The organism is Stenotrophomonas tumulicola, assembly GCF_014117215.1.
In the GTDB taxonomy this organism is placed as follows: Bacteria; Pseudomonadota; Gammaproteobacteria; order Xanthomonadales; family Xanthomonadaceae; genus Stenotrophomonas; species Stenotrophomonas tumulicola.
Genome location: NZ_JACGXS010000007.1, coordinates 113,239 through 137,931, shown reverse-complemented (window position 1 = coordinate 137,931; position 24,693 = coordinate 113,239). Strand labels below are relative to the sequence as shown.

The 24,693-nt window shown below is 67.2% G+C and carries 25 protein-coding genes; 12 read left to right on the top strand and 13 right to left on the bottom strand.

The annotated features are described in order from the left end of the window. Positions 1–15: 15 nt before the first annotated feature. Together H4O11_RS13905 and ubiH are read right to left on the bottom strand one after the other, a co-directional pair. Positions 16–1,194, bottom strand: coding sequence for a UbiH/UbiF family hydroxylase (locus H4O11_RS13905; RefSeq protein ID WP_182340024.1), 1,179 nt, complete (start codon positions 1,192–1,194; stop codon positions 16–18). Then, positions 1,191–2,396, bottom strand: coding sequence for a 2-octaprenyl-6-methoxyphenyl hydroxylase (gene ubiH / locus H4O11_RS13900; protein WP_182340023.1), 1,206 nt, complete (start codon positions 2,394–2,396; stop codon positions 1,191–1,193). Before ubiH ends, H4O11_RS13905 begins: the two co-directional genes overlap by 4 nt. A 106-nt stretch (positions 2,397–2,502) precedes the next feature. Between ubiH and H4O11_RS13895 the strand changes: the two genes are divergently transcribed. From H4O11_RS13895 to H4O11_RS13855, 9 genes are all read left to right on the top strand, one after another. Next, on the top strand, positions 2,503–3,093 hold the full coding sequence (locus H4O11_RS13895; RefSeq protein WP_182340022.1) for a hypothetical protein: 591 nt from the start codon (positions 2,503–2,505) through the stop codon (positions 3,091–3,093). A gap of 9 nt (positions 3,094–3,102) precedes the next feature. Further along, the gene (locus H4O11_RS13890; RefSeq protein ID WP_182340021.1) at positions 3,103–3,657 is read left to right on the top strand and encodes a cob(I)yrinic acid a,c-diamide adenosyltransferase; all 555 of its coding nucleotides are present in this window, start codon (positions 3,103–3,105) and stop codon (positions 3,655–3,657) included. A 22-nt stretch (positions 3,658–3,679) separates the two neighbouring features. Further along, positions 3,680–4,615, top strand: a complete 936-nt coding sequence (locus H4O11_RS13885) for a histone deacetylase family protein (protein ID WP_182340020.1) — start codon at positions 3,680–3,682, stop codon at positions 4,613–4,615. Between the two features lie 90 nt (positions 4,616–4,705). After that, complete coding sequence (gene lptD / locus H4O11_RS13880; RefSeq protein WP_182340019.1) at positions 4,706–7,138, top strand: LPS-assembly protein LptD; 2,433 nt, start codon at positions 4,706–4,708, stop codon at positions 7,136–7,138. Then, positions 7,135–8,481 (top strand): peptidylprolyl isomerase, encoded by a 1,347-nt coding sequence (locus H4O11_RS13875; RefSeq protein ID WP_182340018.1) that lies wholly within the window; start codon positions 7,135–7,137, stop codon positions 8,479–8,481. The genes lptD and H4O11_RS13875 overlap by 4 nt, the downstream gene beginning before the upstream one ends. A 3-nt stretch (positions 8,482–8,484) precedes the next feature. Further along, positions 8,485–9,465, top strand: coding sequence for a 4-hydroxythreonine-4-phosphate dehydrogenase PdxA (pdxA, locus tag H4O11_RS13870; RefSeq protein ID WP_182340017.1), 981 nt, complete (start codon positions 8,485–8,487; stop codon positions 9,463–9,465). Beyond that, entirely contained in the window at positions 9,462–10,262 is an 801-nt protein-coding gene (gene rsmA, locus H4O11_RS13865) for a 16S rRNA (adenine(1518)-N(6)/adenine(1519)-N(6))-dimethyltransferase RsmA (protein WP_182340016.1), read from the top strand. Before pdxA ends, rsmA begins: the two co-directional genes overlap by 4 nt. Before the next feature lie 13 nt (positions 10,263–10,275). Next, positions 10,276–10,659 carry a Co2+/Mg2+ efflux protein ApaG gene (apaG, locus tag H4O11_RS13860; protein ID WP_182340015.1) on the top strand — a complete coding sequence of 128 codons (384 nt, stop codon included), beginning with the start codon at positions 10,276–10,278 and terminating at the stop codon, positions 10,657–10,659. 14 nt (positions 10,660–10,673) lie between these two features. Continuing rightward, complete coding sequence (locus H4O11_RS13855; protein WP_182340014.1) at positions 10,674–11,690, top strand: symmetrical bis(5'-nucleosyl)-tetraphosphatase; 1,017 nt, start codon at positions 10,674–10,676, stop codon at positions 11,688–11,690. Positions 11,691–11,777: 87 nt separating this feature from the next. Here the strand turns inward: H4O11_RS13855 and H4O11_RS13850 are convergent, their stop codons facing one another. From H4O11_RS13850 to H4O11_RS13815, 8 genes are all read right to left on the bottom strand, one after another. Then, the gene (locus H4O11_RS13850; RefSeq protein WP_182340013.1) at positions 11,778–12,269 is read right to left on the bottom strand and encodes a dihydrofolate reductase; all 492 of its coding nucleotides are present in this window, start codon (positions 12,267–12,269) and stop codon (positions 11,778–11,780) included. Positions 12,270–12,274: 5 nt separating this feature from the next. Then, entirely contained in the window at positions 12,275–13,069 is a 795-nt protein-coding gene (locus H4O11_RS13845) for a thymidylate synthase (protein ID WP_182340012.1), read from the bottom strand. After that, complete coding sequence (lgt, locus tag H4O11_RS13840; protein ID WP_182340011.1) at positions 13,066–13,950, bottom strand: prolipoprotein diacylglyceryl transferase; 885 nt, start codon at positions 13,948–13,950, stop codon at positions 13,066–13,068. The genes H4O11_RS13845 and lgt overlap by 4 nt, the downstream gene beginning before the upstream one ends. Before the next feature lie 51 nt (positions 13,951–14,001). Further along, positions 14,002–14,499 carry a TPM domain-containing protein gene (locus H4O11_RS13835; RefSeq protein ID WP_182340010.1) on the bottom strand — a complete coding sequence of 166 codons (498 nt, stop codon included), beginning with the start codon at positions 14,497–14,499 and terminating at the stop codon, positions 14,002–14,004. Then, entirely contained in the window at positions 14,499–15,395 is an 897-nt protein-coding gene (locus H4O11_RS13830; RefSeq protein ID WP_182340009.1) for a TPM domain-containing protein, read from the bottom strand. The genes H4O11_RS13835 and H4O11_RS13830 overlap by 1 nt, the downstream gene beginning before the upstream one ends. A 3-nt stretch (positions 15,396–15,398) precedes the next feature. Beyond that, positions 15,399–16,028, bottom strand: a complete 630-nt coding sequence (locus tag H4O11_RS13825; RefSeq protein ID WP_182340008.1) for a LemA family protein — start codon at positions 16,026–16,028, stop codon at positions 15,399–15,401. 221 nt (positions 16,029–16,249) lie between these two features. Then, a complete protein-coding gene (locus tag H4O11_RS13820) occupies positions 16,250–16,999 on the bottom strand; it encodes a TerC family protein (RefSeq protein WP_182340007.1) in 750 nt (249 codons plus the stop codon). Positions 17,000–17,046: 47 nt separating this feature from the next. Next, the gene (locus tag H4O11_RS13815) at positions 17,047–17,427 is read right to left on the bottom strand and encodes a diacylglycerol kinase (RefSeq protein WP_182340006.1); all 381 of its coding nucleotides are present in this window, start codon (positions 17,425–17,427) and stop codon (positions 17,047–17,049) included. A 198-nt stretch (positions 17,428–17,625) separates the two neighbouring features. Here H4O11_RS13815 and H4O11_RS13810 point away from each other — a divergent pair, with 198 nt between their 5' ends. Then, the gene (locus H4O11_RS13810) at positions 17,626–18,330 is read left to right on the top strand and encodes an SGNH/GDSL hydrolase family protein (protein ID WP_182340005.1); all 705 of its coding nucleotides are present in this window, start codon (positions 17,626–17,628) and stop codon (positions 18,328–18,330) included. A gap of 164 nt (positions 18,331–18,494) precedes the next feature. On the opposite strand, the gene H4O11_RS13805 is transcribed toward H4O11_RS13810, so the two are convergent. The 3 genes from H4O11_RS13805 to H4O11_RS13795 form a co-directional block, all read right to left on the bottom strand. Beyond that, positions 18,495–19,766: a sensor histidine kinase gene (locus H4O11_RS13805; protein ID WP_182340004.1), complete on the bottom strand. Its 1,272-nt coding sequence runs from the start codon at positions 19,764–19,766 to the stop codon at positions 18,495–18,497. A 105-nt stretch (positions 19,767–19,871) separates the two neighbouring features. Continuing rightward, positions 19,872–20,585, bottom strand: coding sequence for a response regulator transcription factor (locus tag H4O11_RS13800; RefSeq protein WP_042613699.1), 714 nt, complete (start codon positions 20,583–20,585; stop codon positions 19,872–19,874). 88 nt (positions 20,586–20,673) lie between these two features. Further along, positions 20,674–21,318 carry an arylesterase gene (locus H4O11_RS13795; protein ID WP_182340003.1) on the bottom strand — a complete coding sequence of 215 codons (645 nt, stop codon included), beginning with the start codon at positions 21,316–21,318 and terminating at the stop codon, positions 20,674–20,676. A gap of 75 nt (positions 21,319–21,393) precedes the next feature. Between H4O11_RS13795 and H4O11_RS13790 the strand changes: the two genes are divergently transcribed. Together H4O11_RS13790 and H4O11_RS13785 are read left to right on the top strand one after the other, a co-directional pair. Then, a complete protein-coding gene (locus H4O11_RS13790; RefSeq protein WP_182340002.1) occupies positions 21,394–22,041 on the top strand; it encodes an ATP-binding cassette domain-containing protein in 648 nt (215 codons plus the stop codon). Further along, entirely contained in the window at positions 22,038–24,560 is a 2,523-nt protein-coding gene (locus H4O11_RS13785) for an ABC transporter permease (RefSeq protein WP_182340001.1), read from the top strand. Before H4O11_RS13790 ends, H4O11_RS13785 begins: the two co-directional genes overlap by 4 nt. Positions 24,561–24,693: the final 133 nt, after the last annotated feature.

Below are 24,693 nucleotides of genomic sequence, written 5' to 3'. Positions count from 1 at the left end.
ACCCACCAGGACCGGTCACACGCCCGCCGCGCGCCTCCAGAACTGCTGCAGCAACGGCGGCCACTTGCCTGCGCAGCCCAACGCATGGCCACGGACCAGGGTGAGGTGCATCTCGTCGTTGGAGAACAGCCGGTTGATGGCATCAAAGCCGTAAGCGGCAATCGTGTTGTCGCTGCGTCGTTCGCGCGCCCAGCGCTGCAGCCGCTGCGGCGACAATCGTGGCTGGCCACGGCGTTGTGCCGAGGGCGCCAGCGTACGCTGTAGCGCCGACACATCGCGCAGGCCCAGGTTGACGCCCTGCCCGGCCAGCGGATGCACCACGTGCGCCGCATCGCCCAACGCCAGCACGCGCCCTGCCACGTAGCAACGCACCAACTGCCGGCGCAGCGGGAACGCCGCCCGCTTCGAGGCCAGCGCCAGCGCGCCCAGGCGGCCACCTGATGCACGGGTGAGTTCGCGCTCGAATGTAGCGTCGTCCAGCAGCAGCGCCCGTTCGGCGTCGGCATCCGGCAAGGTCCAGACGATGGAACTGCGATGGCCCGCCACCGGCAGCAGTGCCAACGGTCCACCGGGCAGGAAGCGCTGCCACGCCGTCGCCTGGTTGGGCAGCGCGCTGTCCACGTACGCCACCACGCCGCGCTGCCGGTAATCGTGCTGGTCCACCTCGATACCGGCCAGCCGCCTCAGCGTGGAGCTGGCTCCATCGGCAGCGACCGCCAGCACGGCATCAATGCGGCGACCGTCGTCCAGTCGCAGGCGCACGCCCTGCTCGTCCTGCTCCATGTCCTCAACGCGGGCCGGGCAATGGACCTGCACGCCGGCAGCCGGCAAAGCCGCCCACAGCCGGTCCAGCAGCAGGCCGTTCTCCACGATCCAGCCCAGCTCGCTGCGGCCGAAGCGGTCGGCATCGAACAGCAGGTCATCCCCACCGGCGGCATCCCATACCTGCATGCGCCGGTAGGGATGGGCACGGGCACGGACCACCGACTCCCATACGCCCAGGCGCTGCAGCAGCTGTACGTTGTCCGCGGCGAAGGCAAACACGCGGAGGTCCGGCTGGTCCGCCTGCCATGGCGCAGGCTCGCGGCCCTCCACCAACGCCACCGACAGGCCGGCCCCGGCCAGCGCCAGCGCACAGCTGGCACCGACCACGCCGCCACCTACGATCGCCACGTCGACGCGGGCACGGCTCATGCCACTTCCCCACGACACAGCCGGGGCACCTCGCCACGGAACCCCATCGCACCACCGACCAGCATCGACTGCACCGATGTCGCCTGCGTGGCCAGCAGGCCCACGCTGCGCAAGGGGCGCAGCAGCGGGGCCGCATTGCTGGTCAGCCGCGCCAGTCCACCGGAAAATGCAATGGTCTGGCTGCGGTCTTCTTCGCGGCGCTGCACATAGGCCTGCAGCAGCGCATCGCCACCTGCATCGCCTGGCGCTTCCAGCAACTCGGCCAGGGTCAGCGCGTCGCGCAGCCCCAGGTTGAAACCCTGTGCGCCCAGCGGGTGGATGGTCTGCGCGGCGTTGCCCAGCAGCACCGCGCGCTCGCCGACCAGCGCCTTCGACAACACCTGGCGCAGCGGATAGGCGCTGCGCTCACCGGACTGCAACAGGCGCCCGGCGCGCCAGCCGATGGCCGCCTGCAACCGTTGCAGCCAACCTGCTTCATCCAGCGCCATCACCGCATCGGCGTCGGCACGGGCAACGCCATGGACGACGCCGAAGTGGCGGTCACCGCGCGGCAGCAGCGCCGTAGGGCCGGTGTCGGTCAGCCGTTCCCATGCGGTGCCATCCGGAGCGCGCTGGCTGCGCACACGGGCCACGAACAGGGTCTGCTGGAAATCGTGTTCGTCCACGCCGATGTCGAGGGCGGCACGTACGCCGCTTGCGGTTCCGTCGGCGCCGACCACCAGGCGCGCAAGCACGATATGTTCGCCGCGCCCGTCCTGGACACGCACCTGCCGATGGCCATCCACCACCTCGCCCAGGCCAAGGAACCGCGCCGGACGCTGGCGTTGCACACCAGGCAGTTCCTGCAGGCGTGCTTCCAGCGCATTGCCGAAATCACGCGCCATCACCACCTGGCCGAACCACGGCCGCCCGTAATCCGCTGCAGCCAGTTGCACGCGGCCGAAATCGCCGGCGCGGCTGATATGGATACGGGTGATCGGACCCGGCGGGCTTGCCAGCTTCTGCATCACGCCCAGCGCAGTCAGCGCGTTGACGGTGGCCGCGGCAAAGCTCAGGTTGCGCTGGTCGAACACTGCCGGCAACGCGCCGGCAGCCGTGGCTTCCAGCAGCAGCACAGTACGGCCAAGGCGCTGCAGGGCAATGGCCAGGCTGGCACCGACCAGCCCGCCGCCGACGATCAGGACATCAACACGTTCGCTCATGGGCCCATGATACGCGCTCGCTGGTCGTCGCTGTCCGGGGCCGGGGGCCTGCGCCAGCATGTCCGGGCGGTCTAGAATGGGCACCGCCTTCCCCTGTGCGCGCCCCATGTCCCCCATCACTACCACGCAACGTGCCACCGCGCTGACCTGCCTCGTGCTGCTGATGGCGGCCACGCGCCTGAACCATTTCGCCGCCATCCCCGATGCCTCGTGGGCAGTGTTCTTCATCGGCGGCTTCTACCTTCGCGCCTGGACGCGCTGGGCGTTCCCGTTGCTGATGGCCCTGGCCGTGCTGGTCGACTGGGTGGTGATCCACCGCGCCGGGCTGGATTTCTGGCAGCACTATTGCGTGTCGCCGGGGTACTGGATGCTGCTGCCTGCATACTTTGCGATGTGGGCCGGCGGCATGCTGCTCGGCCACGGCTACCAGGGCGCGCACTGGTCCACGCTGGGCAAGGCGGCGTTGCTGCTGCTCGCTTCGGTGGCGGTGTGCCACCTGTTCGCCCAGGGCGGCTTCTACTGGACCACCCGCAATGTCGCCAGCCCGACAGTTGGCGGCTGGCTGCAGAACTATGCCGACTGGTTCGGCCCCTACCTGGGTACGGCAGCCCTGTACGCAGGCCTGGCCGCGGCCCTGCAGGTGGCGCGGGAACAGGTCGGCAAACTGCGCCAGGTCCAGCGCGACATCCGGCGCTGAGGCGGCGCGATGGGCAATCGCCTTACCCGCATCTATACCCGCACCGGCGACGACGGCAGCACCGGGCTGGGCGATGGCAGCCGGGTAGGCAAGGACGACGCGCGCGTTGCCGCCTTCGGCACGGTCGACGAGGCCAATTCGGCGCTGGGCGTGTTGCTCGCGGTGCCGCTGCCGGCCGATGTCCAGGCACTGCTGACCACCCTGCAGCACCAGCTGTTCGACCTTGGCGGCGAGCTGTGCATCCCCGGCCACGCCGCCATTTCCGATGGCGACGTGGCTACGCTGGAACGCCAGCTGGACCACTTCAACGCCGACCTGCCGGTACTGAAGGAGTTCATCCTGCCAGCAGGCGGCGAAGCCGCCGCCCGCTGCCACCTGGCGCGCACCATCGTGCGCCGCGCCGAACGCGAGGCAGTGGCCCTGTCGCGGGTGGACGCAGTGAGGCCGCAGGCGCTGCAGTATCTCAACCGGCTGTCGGACCTGCTGTTCGTACTGGCCCGGGTACTGGCCCGCGCCGATGGCCAGGGCGAAGTACTCTGGCAGCATTCGCGACGCCACGACTGATCACTCCGGACCTCCTTCGCCCATGCTGGTTTTCACCCATCCTTCCTGCCTGCAGCATGACCCCGGCCCGGACCATCCCGAATCTCCCCAGCGCCTGCTGGCCGTCCTCGACGCTCTGCGCGATGCGTTCCCCGACCGGCTGGACTGGCGCCAGGCCCCGCCTGCCAAGCGCGGTGAACTGGCGCGCGTGCATGAAGATGGCCTGATCGACCTGGTGCTGCAGGCGCAGACCACCGCGCTGCGCCAGATCGACCTGGACACCCGCACCTCGCCCGGCTCTGCCACTGCGGCGCTGCACGCCGCCGGGGCAGGCGTAGCCGCCGTGGACGCGGTGATGCTGGGCGACGACCCGCTGGCGTTCTGTGCGGTACGTCCGCCGGGCCACCATGCCACCGCCAGTGCCGCCATGGGCTTCTGCCTGCTCAACAACATCGCCGTGGCCGCCGCCTATGCCCGCGACCGCTATGGGCTGGAGCGGATCGCCGTGGTCGATTTCGACGTCCATCATGGCAATGGCACCCAGGACATCTTCCAGCACGACCCACGGGTTGCCTACTACAGCACCCACCAGGCCGGGCTGTTCCCGCATTCCGGGCTGCGCCGCGACCGCGGCGCCGGCAACCTGCTCAACATCCTGTTGCCACCCGGCAGCGGCAGCCTGCGCTTCCGCAATGTGTGGGTGGAAGAGATGCTGCCGGCCATCGATGATTTCCGCCCGCAACTGCTGCTGGTGTCTGCCGGTTTCGACGCGCACCTGCGCGATCCGCAGGCCGACCTGATGCTTGAGACCGAGGATTTCGCCTGGATCACCACCGAACTGCTGGCATTGGCCCGGCGCCATGCTGCCGGCCGCGTGGTGTCGATGCTGGAAGGCGGCTATGACCTGCAGGCGATTGCAGACTGCAGCGTGGCCCATGTGGGGGCCCTGCTGGATGCCCAGGCGGACGCGCCCCGATGAACCCGAACCGCCATGACTGAGCGACCTTCATTGCCCCTATGCAAGGGATGGGGCAAGCTACGGACCGTTTTCGCCTGAATGTCATCACGCGTGCGCAAAGCCTTCCGCCTGCTGCCTCTCCCTCTGGGTATCGCCCTGTGCCTTCCGGCATTGGCCGACGACAAGCCACCGAACTGGGGGCTTTGCCCGGTCAGCGACGTGCTGCCCGCTTTCAGTGATGCCCCGCCAGCCGACAAGGCTGCCGCTGAAACCCGTACCGAACTGCCCACCGATATCGAGGGCGACCAGCTGTCCGGCACCTCCACCGTGCCGCAGTACGAGGGCAACGTGGCATTGAAGCGCGGCGACCAGTTCCTGGGCACCGATCACCTGAGCTTCGACACCGAAACCGGCAACTATGTCGCCGAAGGCAACGTGCGCTACCAGGACTCGTCCATCCGCATGCTGGCCAAGCGGGCCGAAGGCAACCAGGAAGCCGATACCCACAAGATCTCCGACATCCAGTACCAGCTGGTGTCGCGGCGCGGCAACGGCGGTGCCGAATCGGTCGACCTGCAGGGGGCGGTCGGACAGATGCACCGCTCCACCTACACCACCTGCGATCCGTCGCAGCCGGTATGGAAGCTGTCGGCGCCGCAGATCGAAGTGGATAACGACGAGGGCTTCGGCACTGCACGCAACGCCGTGCTGCGCATCGGCAAGGTGCCGGTGCTGTGGTCGCCCTACTTCAAGTTCCCCATCGACGACCGCCGCCAGACCGGCCTGCTGTATCCGGAGCTGGGCCTGTCCGGGCGCAATGGTTTCGATTATGCCCAGCCGATCTATTTCAACCTGGCGCCGAACTACGATGACACGCTGACCCCGCGCTACATGAGCAAGCGCGGTTTCATGCTCGACAATGAGTTCCGCTATCTCTACGACGGTGGGCGCGGCGAACTGCGCACCGCTTACCTGCCGGACGATGAACTGCGCGAGAAGGACCGTGGCCGGGTCGAATTTTCCGGCTACCACAACTTCAACCCGAACTGGCAGGCGCGCGCCAACCTGGCCTGGGTGAGTGACGAGCGTTACGTCGAGGATTTCTCCAACAGGCTGCTTGGCGTGACCGCCTCGAACCTGCAGAGCCAGGTCGGCCTCTACGGCACCGGTGAGAACTGGACCGCTGGCCTGATGGCCGACTACTGGCAGCTGACCGATTACACGCTGACCGAAAGCTCGCTTCCCTACAACCGGCAGCCCCGCCTGTTCGGTACCTGGGACAAGCCGGTGCTGCCGTGGCTGGAAGTAGGCGTCTATGCCGAAGCCGTCCACTTCACCCACGATGACGTGCACGGCAAGACCATCGACAGCGATGGCGAATACGTCCGTGACGGCAGCGAGCGCGAAGTGCTCGGCGGCTCGCGCCTGGACATCAAGCCCTACGTCACCATGCCATTCAGTGGCGCGGCCTGGTATGTCACCCCCACCCTGGCCTGGCGCTATACCGGCTACGACCTGGAACAGGGGCTGGCCGACAGCATCCGCGCCAACAACCTGCGCGCGGCCGGCATCGATCCGGCCACCGCCACGCCCGACCAGCTGCGCGGCAACACCTCGCCCAACCGCAGCGTGCCGATCGCCAGCCTGGACGCCGGGCTGTTCTTCGACCGCGAAACCACCATCGGCGGCAAGCCCTACCTGCACACGCTGGAACCGCGCCTGTTCTACCTGCGCACGCCCTACCGCGACCAGAGCGAGCTGCCGATCTTCGACACCCGCGACTTCACCTTCAGCTGGGGCCAGCTGTTCCGCGATTCACGCTATACCGGCGCAGACCGCCAGAACGACGCCAACCAGCTGACCATGGCGCTGAGCACCCGTTTCATCGACCAGGAAACCGGTCGCGAGCGGTTCTCCGGCAGCATCGGCCAGATCCTGTACTTCGAAGATTCGCGGGTGACGATGCCCAACAACGCCACCCCGGTCGAGCAGGGCAAGTCGGCGTGGATCGCCGATGCCAACTACATGATCAACGACCGCTGGAACCTGGGCGCCACCTACCAGTGGGATCCCAAGTACAAGCGTGAAGACCTGGCCAGCGTGCGTGCGCGCTACCTGATGTCCAACGACGGCATCGTCAACATCAGCTACCGCCACCGCATCAACCCCGATGGCAGCAACCTGCTGAAACAGGCCGACCTGTCCTTCCTGTACCCGATCAACCCGCGCTGGAGCGTGGTCGGTCGCTACTATTACTCCCTCGAAGACAGCAAGCCACTGGAAATCATCGGTGGCGTGCAGTGGGACAGCTGCTGCCTCGCCGTACGTGCGCTGGCCCGCCGCTATGTGCGCAACCGCGAAGGCGAGCTCAATACCTCCTTCCAGCTCGAGTTCGTCCTCAAGGGCCTGAGCTCCCTTGGCCAGAACACGGACCGCACCCTGCGCCGTGCTATCCTCGGCTACAACCGCGACGACCTCTATCTGGTGCCCCCCAGCAACACCGGCGCGACCCGCGACGACTACGATCCGAACCTGATCCCATGACCAAGACCCTTCCCGTCCTTCTCGCCTCCCTGCTGGCGGTGTCCACTGCGTCCGTGCCGCTCCAGGTACTGGCCCAGCAGACCCAGCCACTGGACCGCATCGCCGCCGTCGTCGACGAAGACGTCATCCTGCAGAGCGAACTGGACCGCGCGCTGGCCAACATCAAGGCCCAGTATGCAGGCCGCGAAAACCAGCTGCCGCCGGATGACGTACTGAGCCGGCAGGTGCTGGAACGCCTGGTACTGGTGAAGCTGCAGGTGACCCGTGCCGAAGGCAGTGGCATCCGCGTTTCCGACCAGGAACTGAACCAGGCCATCGAGTCGATCGCCCAGCAGAACGGTGCCGGCGTGGACCAGCTGCGCTCGCGCCTGGCCCAGGACGGTATCGACTTCGATGAATTCCGTCGTTCGGTGCGTGATGAGATCGTGGTCCAGCGACTGCGCCAGAGCTTTGCGCAGAGCCGCATCAGTGTCAGCGAAGGCGAAGTGGATGCCGCGATCAAGCAGGAAGCCACCGCCGGTACCCAATACCACCTCGCGCACATCCTGATCGCCACCCCGGACGGTGCCGACGCCAACCAGATCGCGACCGGCCAACAGAAGGCCGACGGCGTGAAGGCGCTGCTGGACAAGGGCGAACTGGACTTCAACGCGGCCGCGGTGCGGTATTCCGACAGCCCCAACGCGCTGGAAGGCGGCGACCTCGGCTGGCGCAGCATGGACGAAATCCCGCAGGCCTTCCTGCAGGTGATGCAGGACATGAAGGCCGGCGACGTGGTCGGTCCGCTGCGTGGCCCGAGCGGCTTCCAGCTGCTGAAGCTGGTGGAAGTACGCGATTCGGGCGCCGCCGGCGCCACCGGCCAGACCGTTACCGAATACCACGGCCGCCATATCCTGGTACGCATCACCGACCAGCAGGATGATGCCGCTGCCAAGGCCAGGATCGATACCCTGCGCGCCCGCATTGCCGGTGGCGCCGACTTCCAGGCCGTGGCCAAGGAATCCTCGGAGGACAACAACAGCCGCGGCCAGGGCGGTGACCTGGGCTGGTTCCCCGCCGATGCGTTCGGTCCGGACTTCGGCCGCGAGGTCGAGGGCGTGGACGACGGTGGCATCAGCCAGCCATTCCGCACCGATGCCGGTTGGCACATCGTGCAGCGCGTAGCCACCCGCCAGACCGACGTCGGCGTGGACAACCAGCGTGCACAGGTACGCGAGACCATCGGCCGCCGCAAACTAGAAGAAGAGTACAACCGGTTCCTGTCCGAACTGCGCGGCGAAGCCTATGTCAGCTTCCGCAGCGGCGACCGGGCGGAGAATACCGCCACCCCGCCGCAGTCCTGAGCCATGCAACCCCAGCTCGCTCTGGTACCGGGCGAGCCCGCCGGGATCGGCCCGGAGCTGTGCATCCGCTTGATCCAGCAGCCGCGCACTGATTGCCGGCTGCTGGCCTTCGCCGACCCGGATACCCTGCGCGCGGCCGCCGCCGCGCTTGCACTGCCCCTGCAGTTGCTGCCCGAACACGCGCAGGCGCGCGTGCCCGGCGACCTGCGCCTGCGCGCCATGCCCAATGCCACCCCCAGCCGCTTCGGTACCGCCGATCCACGCAATGCAGCGGCCGTGATCGACGCCTTGCTGGCCGGCGGCCAGGCCTGCCTGGATGGCGAACTGGACGGTATCGTCACCGGCCCGGTACACAAGGCGATCATCAACCAGGGCGGCATCGCCTACAGCGGCACCACCGAGCTGCTTGCCGGACAGGCCGGGGTGAAGGTGGTGATGATGCTGGCCAACGACATCGTCCGCGTCGCCCTGGCCACCACCCACCTTCCCTTGCGCGATGTGGCCGATGCGATCACCAGCGAAGGGCTGGAGCACGTGCTGCGCACGCTGCATGCCGCGCTGCTGCGCGAGTTCGGCATCGCGCAGCCACGCATCGCGGTGCTGGGACTGAACCCCCACGCGGGCGAGGACGGCCATCTTGGCCGCGAAGAACTGGACCTGGTCATACCGCTGCTGGAGCGCCTGCGCGCCGAAGGCATGGCCCTGGTCGGGCCGCTGCCGGCCGATACCGCCTTCCTGCCGGCCAAGCTGGCAACCTTCGACAGCGTGCTGGCGATGTACCACGACCAGGGACTGCCGGTCCTGAAATATTCCGGCTTCGAGCAGGCCGTGAACCTCACCCTGGGCCTGCCATATCCGCGCGTGGCGGTCGACCACGGCACCGCCCTGGAGCTCGCTGGCCGAGGCAGCGCCGATCCTTCCAGCCTGCGTGCCGCCACCCGCCTGTGTGCGCAGCTGGCCCGGCAACGTAGACTTAGCGCATGAATCCGCATTCCCCCGCTGGCCCGGCGTTCACCGCCCCGGCCAAGAAGCAGTTGGGCCAGCACTTCCTGGCCGACCGCCATTACATCGACAGCATCGTCCGGGCGGTCAATCCGAAGGATGGCGACCGCCTGGTGGAAATCGGCCCCGGCCAGGGTGCGATCACCCTGCCGTTGCTGCGCCAGCATCCGCGCCTGACCGTGATCGAGTTCGACCGTGACCTGATTGCCCCGCTGACCGCTGCCGCCGCACCACTGGGCGAACTGGCCATCATCCAGAGCGACGTACTGCGGGTTGATTTCACCGCGCTCGCCGATGGAGGACAGATCCGCCTGGTCGGCAACCTGCCCTACAACATCTCCTCGCCGATCCTGTTCCATGCGCTGGAGCATGCCGGCGTGGTCCGCGACATGCATTTCATGCTGCAGAAGGAAGTGGTCGACCGCATGGCCGCCGGCCCCGGCAGCAAGGTGTTTGGTCGCCTCAGCGTGATGCTGCAGGCCTACTGCGAGGTGACCTCGCTGTTCGTGGTGCCACCCGGGGCCTTCCGCCCGCCACCGAAGGTCGATTCGGCCGTGGTGCGGCTGGTACCGCGCGACCCCTCCACTATCGGCATCAATGACCGCAATCGCTTCGCCGAAGTGGTCAAGGCGGCCTTCGGGCAGCGCCGCAAGACGCTGCGCAATGCATTGAACAACGTGGTGAGCGCCGAACAGTTCATCGCTGCCGGCGTGCGTCCGGATGCACGTGCCGAGCAGTTGGAGGTGGCGCAGTTCGTCGCCCTGGCCAATGCAAGCTGATTACACTTCCCCGATGCCCGACGCCGAACAGTACGCCATGGACGTGGAAGTCGCTCCGCGCTTCCTCGATGACCAGTCCGCTCCCGAAGACGGTCGATTCGCCTTTGCCTATACCATCCGCATCCACAACCGTGGCCAGGTCGCTGCACGCCTGGTCGCGCGCCATTGGCGCATCACCGATGCCAATGGCCGCGTGGAGCACGTCGATGGCGACGGGGTGATCGGCGAACAGCCGCGGCTGCGTCCCGGTGAAGATTTCCGTTACACGTCCGGTGTCATGCTGGGGACCGAGCACGGCACGATGCAGGGGCACTACGACATGGTGGCGGATGACGGTACCGAGTTCGCTGCTTCCATCGCGCCCTTCGTGCTGACCATTCCACGAACCCTGCACTGACACGGAGGCCAGCCATGAGTGTGTGGGCTATCGGCGACCTGCAGGGTTGCTATGACGTGACCCAGCGACTGCTGGAGAAGATCCGCTTCGATCCGGCGCAGGACACGCTGTGGTTTGCCGGCGACCTGGTGAATCGCGGCGGGCAATCGCTGGAAACACTGCGCCTGGTGCATTCATTGCGCGCCAACAGCGTGGTCGTGCTCGGCAACCACGACCTGTCGTTGCTGGCGGTCGGTGCGCGGTCGGAAGAAGAGCAACGCAAGGTCAACCCGGACCTGCTGCGGGTAGTGACCGCAGAAGACCGCGACGTGCTGCTGGAGTGGCTGCGCCTGCAGAAACTGGTGCACACCGACCGCGAGCTGGGCTGGATGATGGTGCATGCCGGCCTGGCGCCGAAGTGGACCACGCAACTGGCCGAGAAGCATGCGCGCGAGGTCGAGCAGCAGTTGCATGGCAACGGCTACCGCAAGCTGCTGCGCAACATGTACGGCGACAAGCCGATCTGGGCGCCCAACCTTGCCGGCTACGATCGCTCGCGCGCCATCATCAACTTCTTCACCCGCATGCGTTACTGCACGCCGCGTGGTCGCATCGGCATCGAAGACAAAGGCACGCCGGGGACGCAGGAACAAGGCCTGTACCCCTGGTTCGAAGTCCCCGGGCGCGTGGAGCGCGACCTGAAAGTGGTGTGTGGCCATTGGTCCGCGCTCGGCCTGACCATCACCCAGGGCGTGCACGCCATCGACACCGGTGCGGTGTGGGGCGGCAAGCTGACCGCCCTGCAGCTGGATACCGAAGAGCTGCGCGTGGTGCAGGTGCCTGGGCGCGACGTACCGGCGCCTGTTGCCGGTGCGCGGCCGCCCACGCGACGGCCACCGCAGGAGCGCCAGGACCCACCGCAGGCGCCTGCCGCCAACGCTGAACCGCGCACGCGTGGCCCACGCCGACGTCGTGGCCGCGGCCGTGGCAACGGCGGCGGCAACGGCGGCGGAGCGCCGGGCACTCCGCCCGCAGCACCGGCACCCGCGTGACTGGACAGGCACCGCGCCTTGTCCGGCGCGTGCACAGGATGATGGGGCACCGCCGGGCATGGCCCGGCGCCATGGCATGAAGCGCAGCTACCTGCGGATGTAATGCACGAACCGGAATGCAAACGGATGCCGCTCATCGGCAGCGTGCAGCTGGCTGTCCAGCGCTTCCCACACGGTGTCATCCACCTCCGGGAAATGGGTATCGGCCGGCACCTCGGTCTCCACCCAGGTCAGGTACAGATCGGTCGCCTGCCCGATCAGCAGCCGGTAGATCTCCCCGCCGCCGATCACGCATAGTTCGGCGGCACCCTCGCCCGCCGCGATCGCCTGCGCCTCACCCAGCGCAGCTACCGCCTGCATGCCCGCGAACGGCACCTGGCCGCTGCGGGTAAGCACCAGGTTGGTCCGGCCGGGCAACGCGCGTCCAAGCGACTCGGCGGTCCTGCGCCCCATCAGCACCGGCTTGCCGACCGTCAGCGCCTTGAAGTGCTTCAGGTCATCCGGGAGGTGCCATGGCAACTGGTTGCCGTGGCCAATGCCACGGTTACGGTCCAGCGCAGCGATCAGGGAAAGCTTCACTGCACTCACACCGCCACCGGTGCCTTGATCGCCGGGTGCGGGTCGTAGCCCTCGATACGGATATCGTCGAAGCTGAAACCAAACAGGTCGTTGACCTCCGGGTTCAACCACAGGGTCGGCAATGCGCGCGGCGCGCGCGACAACTGCTCGCGCGCCTGTTCGTAATGGTTCGAATACAGGTGGGCATCGCCCAGGGTATGCACGAAATCGCCTACCCCCAGCCCGGTGGCCCGCGCCACCATGTGGGTCAACAGCGCATAGCTGGCGATGTTGAATGGCACGCCGAGGAAGATGTCGCCGCTGCGCTGGTACAGCTGGCAGCTCAGCTTGCCGTCCACCACGTAGAACTGGAACAGGTTGTGGCAGGGCATCAGTGCCATCTGCGAAAGCTCACCGACGTTCCAGGCACTGACCACCAACCGTCGCGAATCCGGGTTGCGCTTGATCTCTTCCACCAGCCATTGCATCTGGTCGATCTGCCGGCCGTCGGCGGCGGCCCAGCTACGCCATTGCTTGCCATACACCGGGCCGAGGTCGCCGTTTTCGTCGGCCCACTCGTCCCATATCCGTACCTGGTTGTCCTTCAGGTAGCCGATATTGGTGTCGCCCTTCAGGAACCACAACAGCTCATGGATGATCGAGCGCAGGTGCAGCTTCTTGGTGGTGACCAGCGGAAAGCCGTCGTCGAGGTTGAAGCGCATCTGCCAGCCAAACACGCTGCGGGTGCCGGTGCCGGTACGGTCGCTCTTCTCCGCGCCGTGCTCCAGCACATGCGCCAGCAGGTCCAGGTAAGGCTTCATGGCTTCGCCCCGGCGGCTGCCGGCTGCGGCTGCAGCACCGGTGAGCGGTGGGACATCCACAGCAGCACCAGGCCCAGCGCCACCAGCGGCAGGCTGAGGATCTGGCCACGGGTCAGCCAGTCGAAGGCCACGTAGATACCGTTGTCGGGCATGCGCACGAACTCCACTGCAAAGCGGAACAGGCCGTACATCAGCGCGAACAGGCCCGACACGAGGTACCGGTTGCGCGGCTTGGCCGACACCACCCACAGCACCACGAACATCACCAGGCCTTCCAGCAATGCTTCATACAGCTGTGATGGATGGCGCGCGTAGGAGTTCAGTGCGCCGCTGGCGAACTGCGCCTTCAGCGTGGCGGTATCCAGCTGCGCCAGGGAAGCAGGCAACCCCGACGGGAATACCACGCCCCAACTGCCGTCGGTGAACTTGCCCCACAGTTCATCGCCGATGAAGTTGCCGATGCGGCCGAAGCCCAGCCCCAACGGGACCAGCGGCGCAACGAAATCCATGGTGTCGAAGAAGTGCAGCCGGTGCCGGCGCGACCACCACCAGCTGGCGCCGAGCACGCCCAGCAGCCCGCCATGGAAGCTCATGCCGCCATCCCACACCTTGAACAGCAACAGGGGATTGGACAGGAAATCGCCCAGCGCATAGAACAGCATGTAGCCGACACGGCCGCCCACCACCACGCCCAGCATCGCGTAGAACAGCAGGTCGGAGAAACCATCGGCGTTCACTCCAGGCAGGCGCCCGGCAGCGATGCGCCGTTTGCCCAGCCACCACGCCGAAGCAAAGCCGAGCAGGTACATGATGCCGTACCAGTGCACCTGGATCGGCCCCAGCGAGATGGCGATGGGGTCGATGTCGTGGAAATAGATCATGGGCGGTGCCTTGCGGGAATCAATGTATTTTCCGCCCAGCGCGCCCGCGGCTCAACCAAGGATCTGCGGCGCGTTGGGCAGGGCGTCATCGTCGGACCGTGTGGAAGGAGGAAAGTGCCCGGCCAGCACGTCCGAAACCTCGTTGATCGCCGCCACCAGGGCGGACGCCGGATCTCCGCCCTGCAGCAATCCTTCGCGCAGGTGCGCGCAGATGGCCTGCCACTGTGATGCCGGCACGTGCGGCCGCAGGCCACGATCAGCGACGATCTCGATCGCATGGTCGGCCAGAAGCAGGTAGACCAGCACGCCGTTGTTGTTTTCAGTGTCCCAGGTGCGCAGCTGCGCGAAAGCACGCTCAGCGGCCTGCCGTGGCGTCACCCCGCTCCACAACGCCGTCAGTGGCAGGTCCGCTTCAACGGCAAACATCACCTGGCCGCCATGCCGTTGTTCGCCCGCGGCGATCGCTGCGGTGATGGACTGCAGGGTCGCCGTCGGGAACGTCCGCCGCACGGAGGGAGAAACCACATGGCGCCACCAGCGTCGCATCATCACCAGCCTCCCGAAGCGCCGCCGCCGCCGGAGCGGCCACCACCGCCTCCCCAGCCACCGCCACCAAAACCGCCACCAAAACCGCCACCACCGCCCCAGCTTCCGCCGCCGCCGCCGCCACCGCCCCAGCCACCGCCACCGGCGAAGCGACCGGGATGGCCGGAGGTGACCGCCATCAGCAGGCCGACGATACCGGCCACGCCACTGGCCAGCAGCAGGGAAGTGAACAGGAAGGCGACCACGGCCGCACCGCCAGCGGCGATCACCCCACGCAGCGGCCGCGGCAGGCGTCCCAGCACGGCGCGCAGCAACGAACCGACGAAGAAGCCGATCACCACCGCCACCATCCAGCCATCGCCGCCGCCTTCACCCTGTCTCTGGCGATGGTCGCTGACCGGGGCGGGCAATGGCTCGCCATCAATCAGCTTGACCAGTACCGCGCTCGCTTCGGTGATGCCACCGGCATAGTCGCCGGCGCGGAACGAGGGCGCCAGGTATTCCTGGATCACCCGGTTGGCGACTGCATCGGGAATGGCGCCTTCCAGTCCGTAGCCGGGTTCGATCCGCACCCGCCGGTCATCCTTGGCCACCACCAGCAGCACGCCGTCATCCACGCCCTTGCGGCCGATCTGCCACTGGTCGAACACTCGCGTGGTGTACTGGGCGATATCTTCCGGCTGGGTGCTCGGCACGATCAGTATCTGCAACTGGCTGCCTTTGCGCTGCTGCAGTTCGGTCGCCTGCTGCACCAGCAGCCGGGTGCGTGCCGCGTCCAGGGTGCCGGTGGTGTCCACCACCGGCGAATCCAGCTTCGGGATCGCAGCGAGGTCCTGCGCGTGCAGGTTGCCCAGCGGCAACCAGCACCACAGCACCAGCAGCACGGTGGCAAGGCGCATCGATCAGTTGCCTGGTTGCGGCGGCTGCTGGGGGGCAGCTGCGGGAGCGCCGTTGCCGAAGTTCACTTCCGGTGCATTGGATATCTGCGCTTCGTTTTCCACCGTGAAGTTCGGTTTGGCCTGGTAGCCGAAGATCTTCGCGGTGACCACCTGCGGGAAGGAGCGGATGAAGGTGTTGTAATCCTGGACCTGCTGGATGTAGCGGCCACGGGCCACGGTGATGCGGTTTTCCGTCCCTTCCAGCTGCGCCTGCAGGTCGCGGAAGTTGGCGTCGGACTTCAGCACCGGGTAGTTCTCGGTCACCACCAGCAACCGCGACAGCGCGCTGCCCAGCTCGCCCTGGGCCTGCTGGAACTGCCGCAGCGACGCTTCGTCGTCGGCATTGACGTTCACCTGGCCGACGCGCGCGCGCGCATTGGTGACCTCGGTCAGCACCTGGCGTTCCTGGTTGGCGAAGCCCTGCACGGTATTGACCAGGTTCGGCACCAGGTCGGCACGGCGCTTGTACTGGTTCAGCACTTCGGACCAGCTGGCCTTGACTGCCTCGTCCTTCTGCTGGATGGCGTTATAGCCGCAGCCGGACAACAGGGAAGCCAGCAGGAGCAGGGGAATCAGGCGGGTCAGCAGGCGCATGGCCGGGCTCCGGTGAGGTTCGGGAAGCCGAGCATGCCATGTTTGCGGTGAATGGGGCGAAGGGGTGATCGAACGGGTGAAACCCCTGGGTGGCTGCGGCATGAGAAGGAGAAAGGCGGCAGCGCCGAGCCATGCCCGGCGGAAACCATCAGGCCCCATCCCCCCAAAGCCGCCGACCATGGGTCGGCGCTACCGAAGACGCGTGGCCCCCCGCCGCAACATCACCAGTTGCCGGCACCCGGCACGTGATGTGCCAGCGCACGACGGCGCATCAGCAGGTTCAGCCATTCCACCAGCACCGAGAAACCCATTGCGGCGTAGATGTAGGGCTTGGGCACGTGCACGTCCAGTCCATCCAGGACCAGCACCACGCCGATCAACAGGATGAAGGCCAGTGCCAGCATCTTCACCGTCGGGTTGGCATCGATGAAACGGCCCAGCGGATTGGCCGCCAGCAGCATTACCGCCACCGACAGCAGGATCGCCGCCACCATCACCGGAATGTGCTCGGCGATGCCGACCGCCGTGATCACCGAATCCAGCGAGAACACGATGTCGATGACCGCGATCTGCGCGATCACCATGCCGAACACCGCCGAGGCCTTGGTCGTGGTCGGATCTTCATCCTCACCGCCGGTGATCAGCTCACGGATCTCCATGCCGCCCTTGATGAGCAGGAACAGGCCGCCAACGATCAATACCAGGTCGCGGATGGAAATGCCCATGCCGGCCACGTTGAACAGGTTGGCCTGCATGTGCGCCAGGTAGGCCAGCGACACCAGCAGCGCGATCCGCGTGATGCAGGCCACGGCGATGCCCAGCTTGCGGGCGAACGGGCGGCGCTCCTCGGGCAGCTTGCTGACCGCGATGGAGATGAACACCAGGTTGTCGATGCCGAGCACGATTTCCAGCGCACTGAGCGTAAGCAGGGTCAACCAGACGTTCGGATCGGAAAGAAGTTCAAGAAACATGGGGGAAGTCTTCGCAAAGGCAGGGGAAGGTGACGCGGCAACGGGGCCTAGAACAATCGAGGGACGAGAATCAGGCCCCAGCACAGCAGGACATTCATCATCAGCACGAATACCGCCGCCGAGCCCATGTCCTTGGCCCGGCCGGCCAGTTCGTGGATCTCGCTGCCATAGCGTTCGATCACGGCCTCGATGGCGGAATTCAGCAGTTCCATCGCCAGCACCATCAACAACGGGGCGATCAGCAGCACCCGCTCCACCGGTGTGTCGCCAAGCCACAGGGCCAGCGGTGCCAGCACCACCAGCAGCCAGGCCTCCAGGCGGAACGATGATTCATGCAGCCAGGCCGCGCGCAGGCCCTGCCAAGACCAGCGCGCAGCCTGCAGGATGCGGCGCGGCCCACGTGGCATATGCCCGAACTGGTCAGCCATGCGGCAGGTTTCCGGTGGTGGCGCGGATGACAGGGTCGCGACGAGGCAACCACCGGGACAGGAAGCGGACGGTCATGAAAGGCCAGGATGGGCAGCAGGCACCCATTTTGCCATAAGGCCGCCCAGCACACCCGACCGGTGGCTGACAGGGCCCGCGCCGCCGCTATCATGCAAGGCTGCAACCCGCTGGAGTCCTCGATGAAACCACGCCACCGTCGCATCCTGCTCGCCATGGCCATGGGCCTGTCCACCATCGGCATCGCCCATGCCCTGGCCCCGCCTGCCCCCCTGGTGCCCGCCCAGGTATCCAACACCGCCTGGGCCGACGACATGGAAACCTTCGCCAGCCACGACCAGGCCCAGCCGCCGCCGCGTGGCGGCATCGAGTTCATCGGCAGTTCGTCCATCCGCATGTGGGAATCACTGGCGCAGGATTTCCCCGGCAAGCCGGTCTTCAACCGCGGCTTCGGCGGATCGGAAGTGCGTGACAGCACCTACTACGCCGACCGCATCCTGGTCCCGTATGCGCCCTGCAAGGTGTTCCTGTATGCCGGCGACAACGATCTCAACAGCGGACGCACGCCGGTACAGGTGCGCGATGACGTGCTCGCCTTCGTGCAGCGCGTGCACAAGGACCTGCCGGACACCACGGTGGAATATCTGTCGATCAAGCCCAGCCCGTCGCGCGCGCATCTGCTTGCGGGAATCAACGAAGCCAACACGATGGTCCGGGACGCCTTGGCGAAGCTGCCGAACACCGGCTACGTCGATGTCCATACGCCCATGCTTGGCGCGGATGGACAGCCCGATCCGAAGCTGTTCCAGCAGGACATGCTGCATATGACCGCAGCCGGATACGCGATCTGGACGCGGGTGGTGGCGCCGAAGGTTTCCTGCGACTGACGGCCGCGCAACAGGAGGGTGACGAGAGGGTTCGTCACCAACTTCCGCCGGGCATGGCCCGGCGCTACGTCGAGGGGTGCATGGCCTGTCGAAGGCCGGGCGGGGAGGCTGTGCGGGGTCCACCCACTCGACCCGCCCTTGCACGGATCAGGGCGAGACGGTATCTACCGGAAGATGACGGTGGCTTCGGTGCCTTGCCCGGGCTCGCTGGTCAAGGTCACCGTCCAGCCGAAGCGCTTGCACAGGCGGCGGACGATCGACAGGCCCAGGCCGGTGCCCTGTGGACGCTCCGGCTCGGCACGGTAGAACGGCTCGAATGCCCGTGCCAGTGCCTGGGCGGACATGCCGATGCCGGTGTCGCGTACACGCACGCGGTCGTGTTCAACGTATACGTCCACCCTGCCTTCATCGGTGTAGTTGCATGCATTGCGCACCAGGTTGCTGACCACCACCTGCAGGACCCGCGGCGGCCCGTGCAGTTCCACGCCCTCGACGCCGTGCAGTTCGACATGCACGGGGCGGTCGGTCAGCAGCTCGGCTGCCGTGTCCACTTCATAGCGCACGATCTCGGTGACGTCGAACATTTCCAGCTGCGGCTCGACGTCGGCTTCGCGCGCCAGGATCAGGAAGGCATCGATCACCGCCTCCATGTCCCGGCCCGCGCGCTGGATGCGGTGCAGGCTGCGCTGCTGGCGTGGTGAAGCGGTTTCGTCGGCCAGCGCCATGTCGCTGGCCACGCGGATGACGGTCAGCGGCGTACGCAGCTCATGGCTGGCATCACGGGTGAAGTTGCGCTCGCGGGCCACGTTCTCGGTCACCCGGCTCGCCAGCGAATGCAGGGCCGCGGCCAATTGCCGCGTCTCGCCCTGCATGTCGGCGGGCAGCTTGTCTGGATCCAGGTCGCTGGCCTGGGGGTGCACCGGGTCCCAGCGCGACACGCGCCGGGCCAGCCAGTTCACCGGCGAAACCAGCCGATTGGACGCGCGGTAGGTCACCCAGGTGGCACCGTAGACAGCCAGCAGGGTCAACAGCACCGGCACGATGCCGAACCAGACCGCCAGCATCTCCGCACGCGAACGCAGGAACACCAGGTACAACCGTCCCTGTGGTTGTGCATCCACCCACACCAGCTGGTCATCGCCGGGCAGTTCGTGGAAGCCCGGTGCAAGTTCCCGCAGGTTGGCCGGCAGGTTCAGGCTGGAGCGCCCTGTTTCCAGCAGATAGCCGCGGATATTGCGGGTATTGGGGGGTGGCTGGGTCGGCGAGGCATCATGCAGCGTCCAGAAATAGGCCGCTTCCTCGCGCAATGCCACGCTGACCAGGCTGTGCTTGATCACCAGCGACACCAGCCATGCCCCCAGCAGTACTCCAAGGCTGGCCAGCACGGCCTGCAGGATGAAGGCGATTCGGATCTTGCGCGGCAGGCCGTGCGGCATCAGGCGGGGTCACTACGGGAAATGGCCGCGCCGAGTATAGGCAGCCAGTGCGTCAGGCGCCTGTGCAGGCATGGCAAGCAGCCTGCACAGGGCACGCGCGTCGGGTCAGCCCATCGGCTGGGCGATATCCGCGATCCGGTAACCGGCACTCTGCACCGTGTGCAGCAGGGGCCGGTCGAATGGCTTGTCGATGATCTTGCGCAGGTTGTACAGGTGGCTGCGCAGGGTATCCGAATCGGGCAGGCCATTGCCCCATATCTCGCGCTCGATCTCCTGCCGGGTCACCACCCGCGGCGACTCGCGCATCAATATGGTGAGCAGCCGCAAGCCGATCGGCGACAGTTGCAGCTCGGTACCGGCGCGGGTGGCCCGCATGCTGACCGGATCCAGCACCAGGTCGGCGACCTTGAGCACTTCCGAACCCACCTGCCGGCGTTCGCGACGGATCAGGGCACGCAGCCGCGCTTCCAGCTCCTGGATCGCGAAGGGCTTGGTCAGGTAATCATCGGCACCGAATCCAAGGCCGGTGAGCTTGTCATCCAGGGTATCGCGTGCCGTCAGCATCAACACCGGGGTCGACTTGCGTGCATCGTTGCGCAGGCGGCGGCAGACCTCGATTCCATCCAGGCGCGGCAGCATCAGGTCCAGCACGACCACGTCGTAGCTGTTCTCTGCCGCCAACCGATACCCGTCCAGGCCATCCTGGGCGTAATCGACCTCGAAACCACGGCCTTCCAGATACTCGCCGATCATCTCGGAGATATTGCGGTTGTCCTCGACCACCAGAACAAGGCCGGAGGTTTCCTTCGTCTGACGCATGATCTTCCCTCTAATCTTCAGCTTTGTGAAACATGCCGCATCGACGGTGCACGCGATGTGAAGTGGAATCAAGCGTTGCGCGTACCCGTCACAACAACGGCTGCAGCAGGGGCCAGACATTGGCCAGCACCTTCGGCTGCGCCTGCGCGGTCGGGTGCAGGCCGTCGGCCTGCATCATCCCCGGCTGCAGCGCCACGCCCTCCAGCAGGAAGGGCAGCAGCGGCACGTCGTACTGGTCGGCCAGCGCGCGATACACCGCCGCCAGGCGTTGCCGGTAGGCCGCGCCGTAGTTGGGCGGCACGTCGATCCCCAGCATCAGCACCTTCGCCCCGCCCTGGCGGCTGGCCAGGATCATCTTCTCCAGGTTGCCACGGATCTGCGCCGGGGTAAGCCCGCGCAGGGCATCGTTGCCCCCCAGCGCGATCACCACCACGCCTGGCTTCTCGCGCGCCAGCAGCCCCGGCAGCCGGGTGGCCGCACCTGCCGTGGTTTCCCCGCTCATGCTGGCGTTGACCACCCGCGCGGGCGAGCCCGAACGGGCGCTGAGCCGCTTGTCCAGCAGGTCCACCCAGCCGCTTCCGGCCGGGATATTGTGGGCAGCGCTGAGGCTGTCTCCCAGCACCAGTACCGTCGTTGCTTGACCTTTGGCACAGGCCAGCACCGGCAGCAGCAGCAACCATGCCAGCAGCATCCCCATCCGGCCCCATGGCCGGTTCCGTCCTGTAACGCGCATTGGAGTCTCCTCATCGACAGCCTGTCCCCCCGCAGCGCGCCCGTCGCCATCGCCGTCGACCAGGTCGGCAAATCCGTGCATGGCCCGGAGGGTGAAGTCCACATACTGGACAACATCAGCATGACCGTCCATGAAGGGACGTCGGTCGCCATCGTCGGCGCCTCCGGTTCCGGCAAGACCACCCTGCTCGGCCTGCTGGCCGGCCTGGACCTGCCCAGCCGCGGCAGCATCACCCTGGCCGGCAGCGTGCTCGGCACGCTGGATGAAGAGGCGCGCGCGCAACTGCGTGCACGCGAAGTCGGCTTCGTGTTCCAGAGTTTCCACCTGCTGCCCGCGCTCACCGCCGCCGAAAACGTCGCGCTGCCGCTGGAACTGGCCGGACGCGAGGACCCGGCGCGGGTAGACGACGTGTTGGCTGCCGTAGGCCTGTCCCATCGTGCGCGCCATTACCCGCGGCAGTTGTCCGGTGGCGAACAGCAGCGGGTCGCGCTGGCGCGTGCCTTCGTCACCCGCCCACGCATCCTGTTCGCCGACGAACCGACCGGATCACTGGACCAGGCCACCGGCCAGCACATCAGCGACCTGTTGTTCGCGCTCAATGCCGACAGCGCCACCACCCTGGTGCTGGTCACCCACGACCTGCGCCTGGCGCAGCGCTGCCAGCACATCCACCGCATCGACAACGGACGCCTGCAGCAGGTCGCGCACGAGGCCAGCGCATGAACCTGCTGCGGCACGCACTGCGCTCGCTGCGCCGCGAGGCACTTGCCGGCGACCTGCTGACCGTATTTGCCGCGCTGGTGCTGGGCGTGGCAGTGATGACCGCCGTCGGCACGCTGGTGGACCGCGTCAACCTGGCGCTGGCCAACAGCACCGCCGAGATGCTCGGCGGCGACCTGGGCGTCAGCGGACGCGCCGAAGCGCCGTCGGAATTCGCTGCCGAGGCCACCCAGCGTGGGCTGCGCAGCACGCGCATCGCGGCGTTCGGCAGCGTGCTGTTCCACGGCGAGGCCAGCCAGATGGCCACCATCAAGGCCGTGGAGGCCGGTTATCCGTTGCGCGGGCAGCTGCGCGTGCGGCTGGCCGATGGCGCGGCGGTGGATGACGCCGCTGTTGCCCCGGCGCCAGGCCAGGCCTGGGCCGATCCGCGCCTGCTGCAGGCACTGGACCTGCGCGTGGGCGACGAGCTCGAGTTCGCTGCCGGCACCCTGCGCATCGCGGGCAGCATCGAATCCGAGCCGGACACCTCCAGTGAACTGCTGACCCTTTCCCCCACCCTGCTGGTCAACCGCGCCGATGTCGAGGGCACCGGCCTGCTGGATCCCGGCAGCCGCATCAGCTACCGGATGATGTTCGCGGGTGAACCGGAGGCCATCGCCGGCTTCCGCCAATGGCTGCAACCGCGCGCGCAGGGCCTGCGACTGGTCGGGCTGGGCGATACCCAGCGCGGTGTACGCGAATCGTTCCAGCTGGCCGGTCGTTTCCTCGGCCTGAGCGCCCTGCTGGCCGTGCTGCTGTCCGGCGTAGCCACGGCGCTGGCCGCCAACCGCTTCGCCTTGCAGCGGATCGACCAGGTCGCCGTACTGCGTTGCCTCGGCGCGCGCCAGCGCGACATCCTCGCCGGGCTTGCACTGCAGTTGCTGTTGCTGGCCATTCCCGCGTGCCTGGTCGGCGTGCTGATTGGCATGGCCGCACAGGAAGGGCTGGTGCAGATCCTCGGTGGCCTGGTGCCGCAGCGGCTGCCTCTCCCCCAGGCTACCCCGGCCCTGACCGGTGCCGGCATCGGCCTGTTGCTGCTGATCGGCTTCGGTCTTCCGCCGCTGCTGCGCCTGCGCAACGTACCGCCCATGCGCGTGCTCAACCGCAGCTTCGCCACGCTGCCACCGACCTCGCTGCTGGTGTATGCCGGCGCGCTGCTGGCCAGCCTGGCACTGACCGTACAGGTCACCGGTGACCTCAAGCTGGCGCTGTGGGTGCTCGGTGGGCTGGCTGCGCTGGCCCTGCTGGCCGCGGGCGGTGGCTTCGTGCTGCTGGCCCTGGTGCGCGGCCTGCAGCATCGGCTGCACGGCAACTGGCGGCTGGGGCTGGCAGCCCTGACCCGCCGCCGCGCGCTGGCGGTCATGCAACTGGTCGGCCTTTCATTATCGTTGTGTTCGCTGTTGATCCTGGCCGTGGTCGGCCCCGGCCTGCTGCAGCAGTGGCGCGACCGCCTGCCCGCCGACACGCCCAACTACTTCCTGATGAACATCCAGCCGGACCAGCGCGATGCCGTGCTGGACGCCCTGCGCGCGCAGGGCGCGGTGGATGCCAGTGTCGAACCCTTCGCCACCGGCAGGTTGCTGGCGCTCAATGGACAGACACCGCAGCGGCAGGGGGAGGACACCCGGGACGACTCGGCCCAGGGCAATGCCACGCAGGATGCCAGCGATGCACAGGATGATCGCGACCGTCCGTTGAATTTCAGCTGGCGCACCACCTTCCCGCCCGCCAACCAGCTGCTGCAGGGCCGTTTCTGGTCCCAGGACAGCACCGCGGCCGAAGCATCCGTGGAAGAAGGCTGGGCCGAGCGCTATGGCGCGCGGCTCGGGGACCGGGTCACGCTGCAGGTGGGCGAGCAGCAGCGCGACTACACCATCACCAGCATCCGCAAGGCGGAATGGAACACCTTCCGGGTGAATTTCTTCCTGCTGGTGAACGCCAATGCGGTCGGCGATGCACCCCACAACCTGATCTCCGCCTTCCACCTGCCGCGTGCCAAGGCAGCGGGGCTGGGCCAACTGGTGCGCGACCTGCCGAATCTTTCGTTGCTGGACATCGACGGCCTGATCAGCGAAGTCCGCCAGGTGATGGACCGGGTGGCCCAGGCCATCCAGCTGGTGATGGGTTTCAGCCTGTTGGCCGGCGTGCTGGTGCTGCTTGCCGCATTGCAGTCCACCGCCGGTGAGCGCCGCTACGACAGTGCCGTGCTGCGGACGCTCGGTGCCACGCGGCGCCAGCTGCGTGGTGCGGTACTGGTGGAGTTCGGTGCGCTGGGCCTGCTGGCCGCGATCCTGGCCGTCGGCGCAGCGGCGATCATCGGCGTGGTGGTGTCGCGCCAGGTGTTCGAGCTGGTACTGCTGCCGCCGTGGCCGGGCTTGCTGCTGGGTGGTGCGGGCGGCGTGGCGCTGAGCGTGTTGGCGGGATGGTGCGGCACGCGGCGCATCCTGCATACGCCGCCGGCGTTGGCACTGCGCGAAGCGTAGGCAGGTCGAACGGGGACGCCGCCGCTCGCGGCTGGCGGGTCATGGCGGCTGGAGGGTAAAGCGGGTCCATGACCCGCTGCCTTGGGTTCTCTTCCGGCACCCGGCCGCGACCTGCCCATCCCTCTCAACCCGT

Bases quoted from the DNA above. Each gene is read 5' to 3' on its own strand.
- H4O11_RS13905 (WP_182340024.1), bottom strand. From the start codon at position 1,194: ATGAGCCGTGCCCGCGTCGACGTGGCGATCGTAGGTGGCGGCGTGGTC.
- ubiH (WP_182340023.1), bottom strand. From the start codon at position 2,396: ATGAGCGAACGTGTTGATGTCCTGATCGTCGGCGGCGGGCTGGTCGGT.
- H4O11_RS13895 (WP_182340022.1), top strand. From the start codon at position 2,503: ATGTCCCCCATCACTACCACGCAACGTGCCACCGCGCTGACCTGCCTC.
- H4O11_RS13890 (WP_182340021.1), top strand. From the start codon at position 3,103: ATGGGCAATCGCCTTACCCGCATCTATACCCGCACCGGCGACGACGGC.
- H4O11_RS13885 (WP_182340020.1), top strand. From the start codon at position 3,680: ATGCTGGTTTTCACCCATCCTTCCTGCCTGCAGCATGACCCCGGCCCG.
- H4O11_RS13875 (WP_182340018.1), top strand. From the start codon at position 7,135: ATGACCAAGACCCTTCCCGTCCTTCTCGCCTCCCTGCTGGCGGTGTCC.
- pdxA (WP_182340017.1), top strand. From the start codon at position 8,485: ATGCAACCCCAGCTCGCTCTGGTACCGGGCGAGCCCGCCGGGATCGGC.
- rsmA (WP_182340016.1), top strand. From the start codon at position 9,462: ATGAATCCGCATTCCCCCGCTGGCCCGGCGTTCACCGCCCCGGCCAAG.
- apaG (WP_182340015.1), top strand. From the start codon at position 10,276: ATGCCCGACGCCGAACAGTACGCCATGGACGTGGAAGTCGCTCCGCGC.
- H4O11_RS13855 (WP_182340014.1), top strand. From the start codon at position 10,674: ATGAGTGTGTGGGCTATCGGCGACCTGCAGGGTTGCTATGACGTGACC.
- H4O11_RS13845 (WP_182340012.1), bottom strand. From the start codon at position 13,069: ATGAAGCCTTACCTGGACCTGCTGGCGCATGTGCTGGAGCACGGCGCG.
- lgt (WP_182340011.1), bottom strand. From the start codon at position 13,950: ATGATCTATTTCCACGACATCGACCCCATCGCCATCTCGCTGGGGCCG.
- H4O11_RS13835 (WP_182340010.1), bottom strand. From the start codon at position 14,499: ATGATGCGACGCTGGTGGCGCCATGTGGTTTCTCCCTCCGTGCGGCGG.
- H4O11_RS13830 (WP_182340009.1), bottom strand. From the start codon at position 15,395: ATGCGCCTTGCCACCGTGCTGCTGGTGCTGTGGTGCTGGTTGCCGCTG.
- H4O11_RS13825 (WP_182340008.1), bottom strand. From the start codon at position 16,028: ATGCGCCTGCTGACCCGCCTGATTCCCCTGCTCCTGCTGGCTTCCCTG.
- H4O11_RS13820 (WP_182340007.1), bottom strand. From the start codon at position 16,999: ATGTTTCTTGAACTTCTTTCCGATCCGAACGTCTGGTTGACCCTGCTT.
- H4O11_RS13815 (WP_182340006.1), bottom strand. From the start codon at position 17,427: ATGGCTGACCAGTTCGGGCATATGCCACGTGGGCCGCGCCGCATCCTG.
- H4O11_RS13810 (WP_182340005.1), top strand. From the start codon at position 17,626: ATGAAACCACGCCACCGTCGCATCCTGCTCGCCATGGCCATGGGCCTG.
- H4O11_RS13805 (WP_182340004.1), bottom strand. From the start codon at position 19,766: ATGCCGCACGGCCTGCCGCGCAAGATCCGAATCGCCTTCATCCTGCAG.
- H4O11_RS13800 (WP_042613699.1), bottom strand. From the start codon at position 20,585: ATGCGTCAGACGAAGGAAACCTCCGGCCTTGTTCTGGTGGTCGAGGAC.
- H4O11_RS13795 (WP_182340003.1), bottom strand. From the start codon at position 21,318: ATGCGCGTTACAGGACGGAACCGGCCATGGGGCCGGATGGGGATGCTG.
- H4O11_RS13785 (WP_182340001.1), top strand. From the start codon at position 22,038: ATGAACCTGCTGCGGCACGCACTGCGCTCGCTGCGCCGCGAGGCACTT.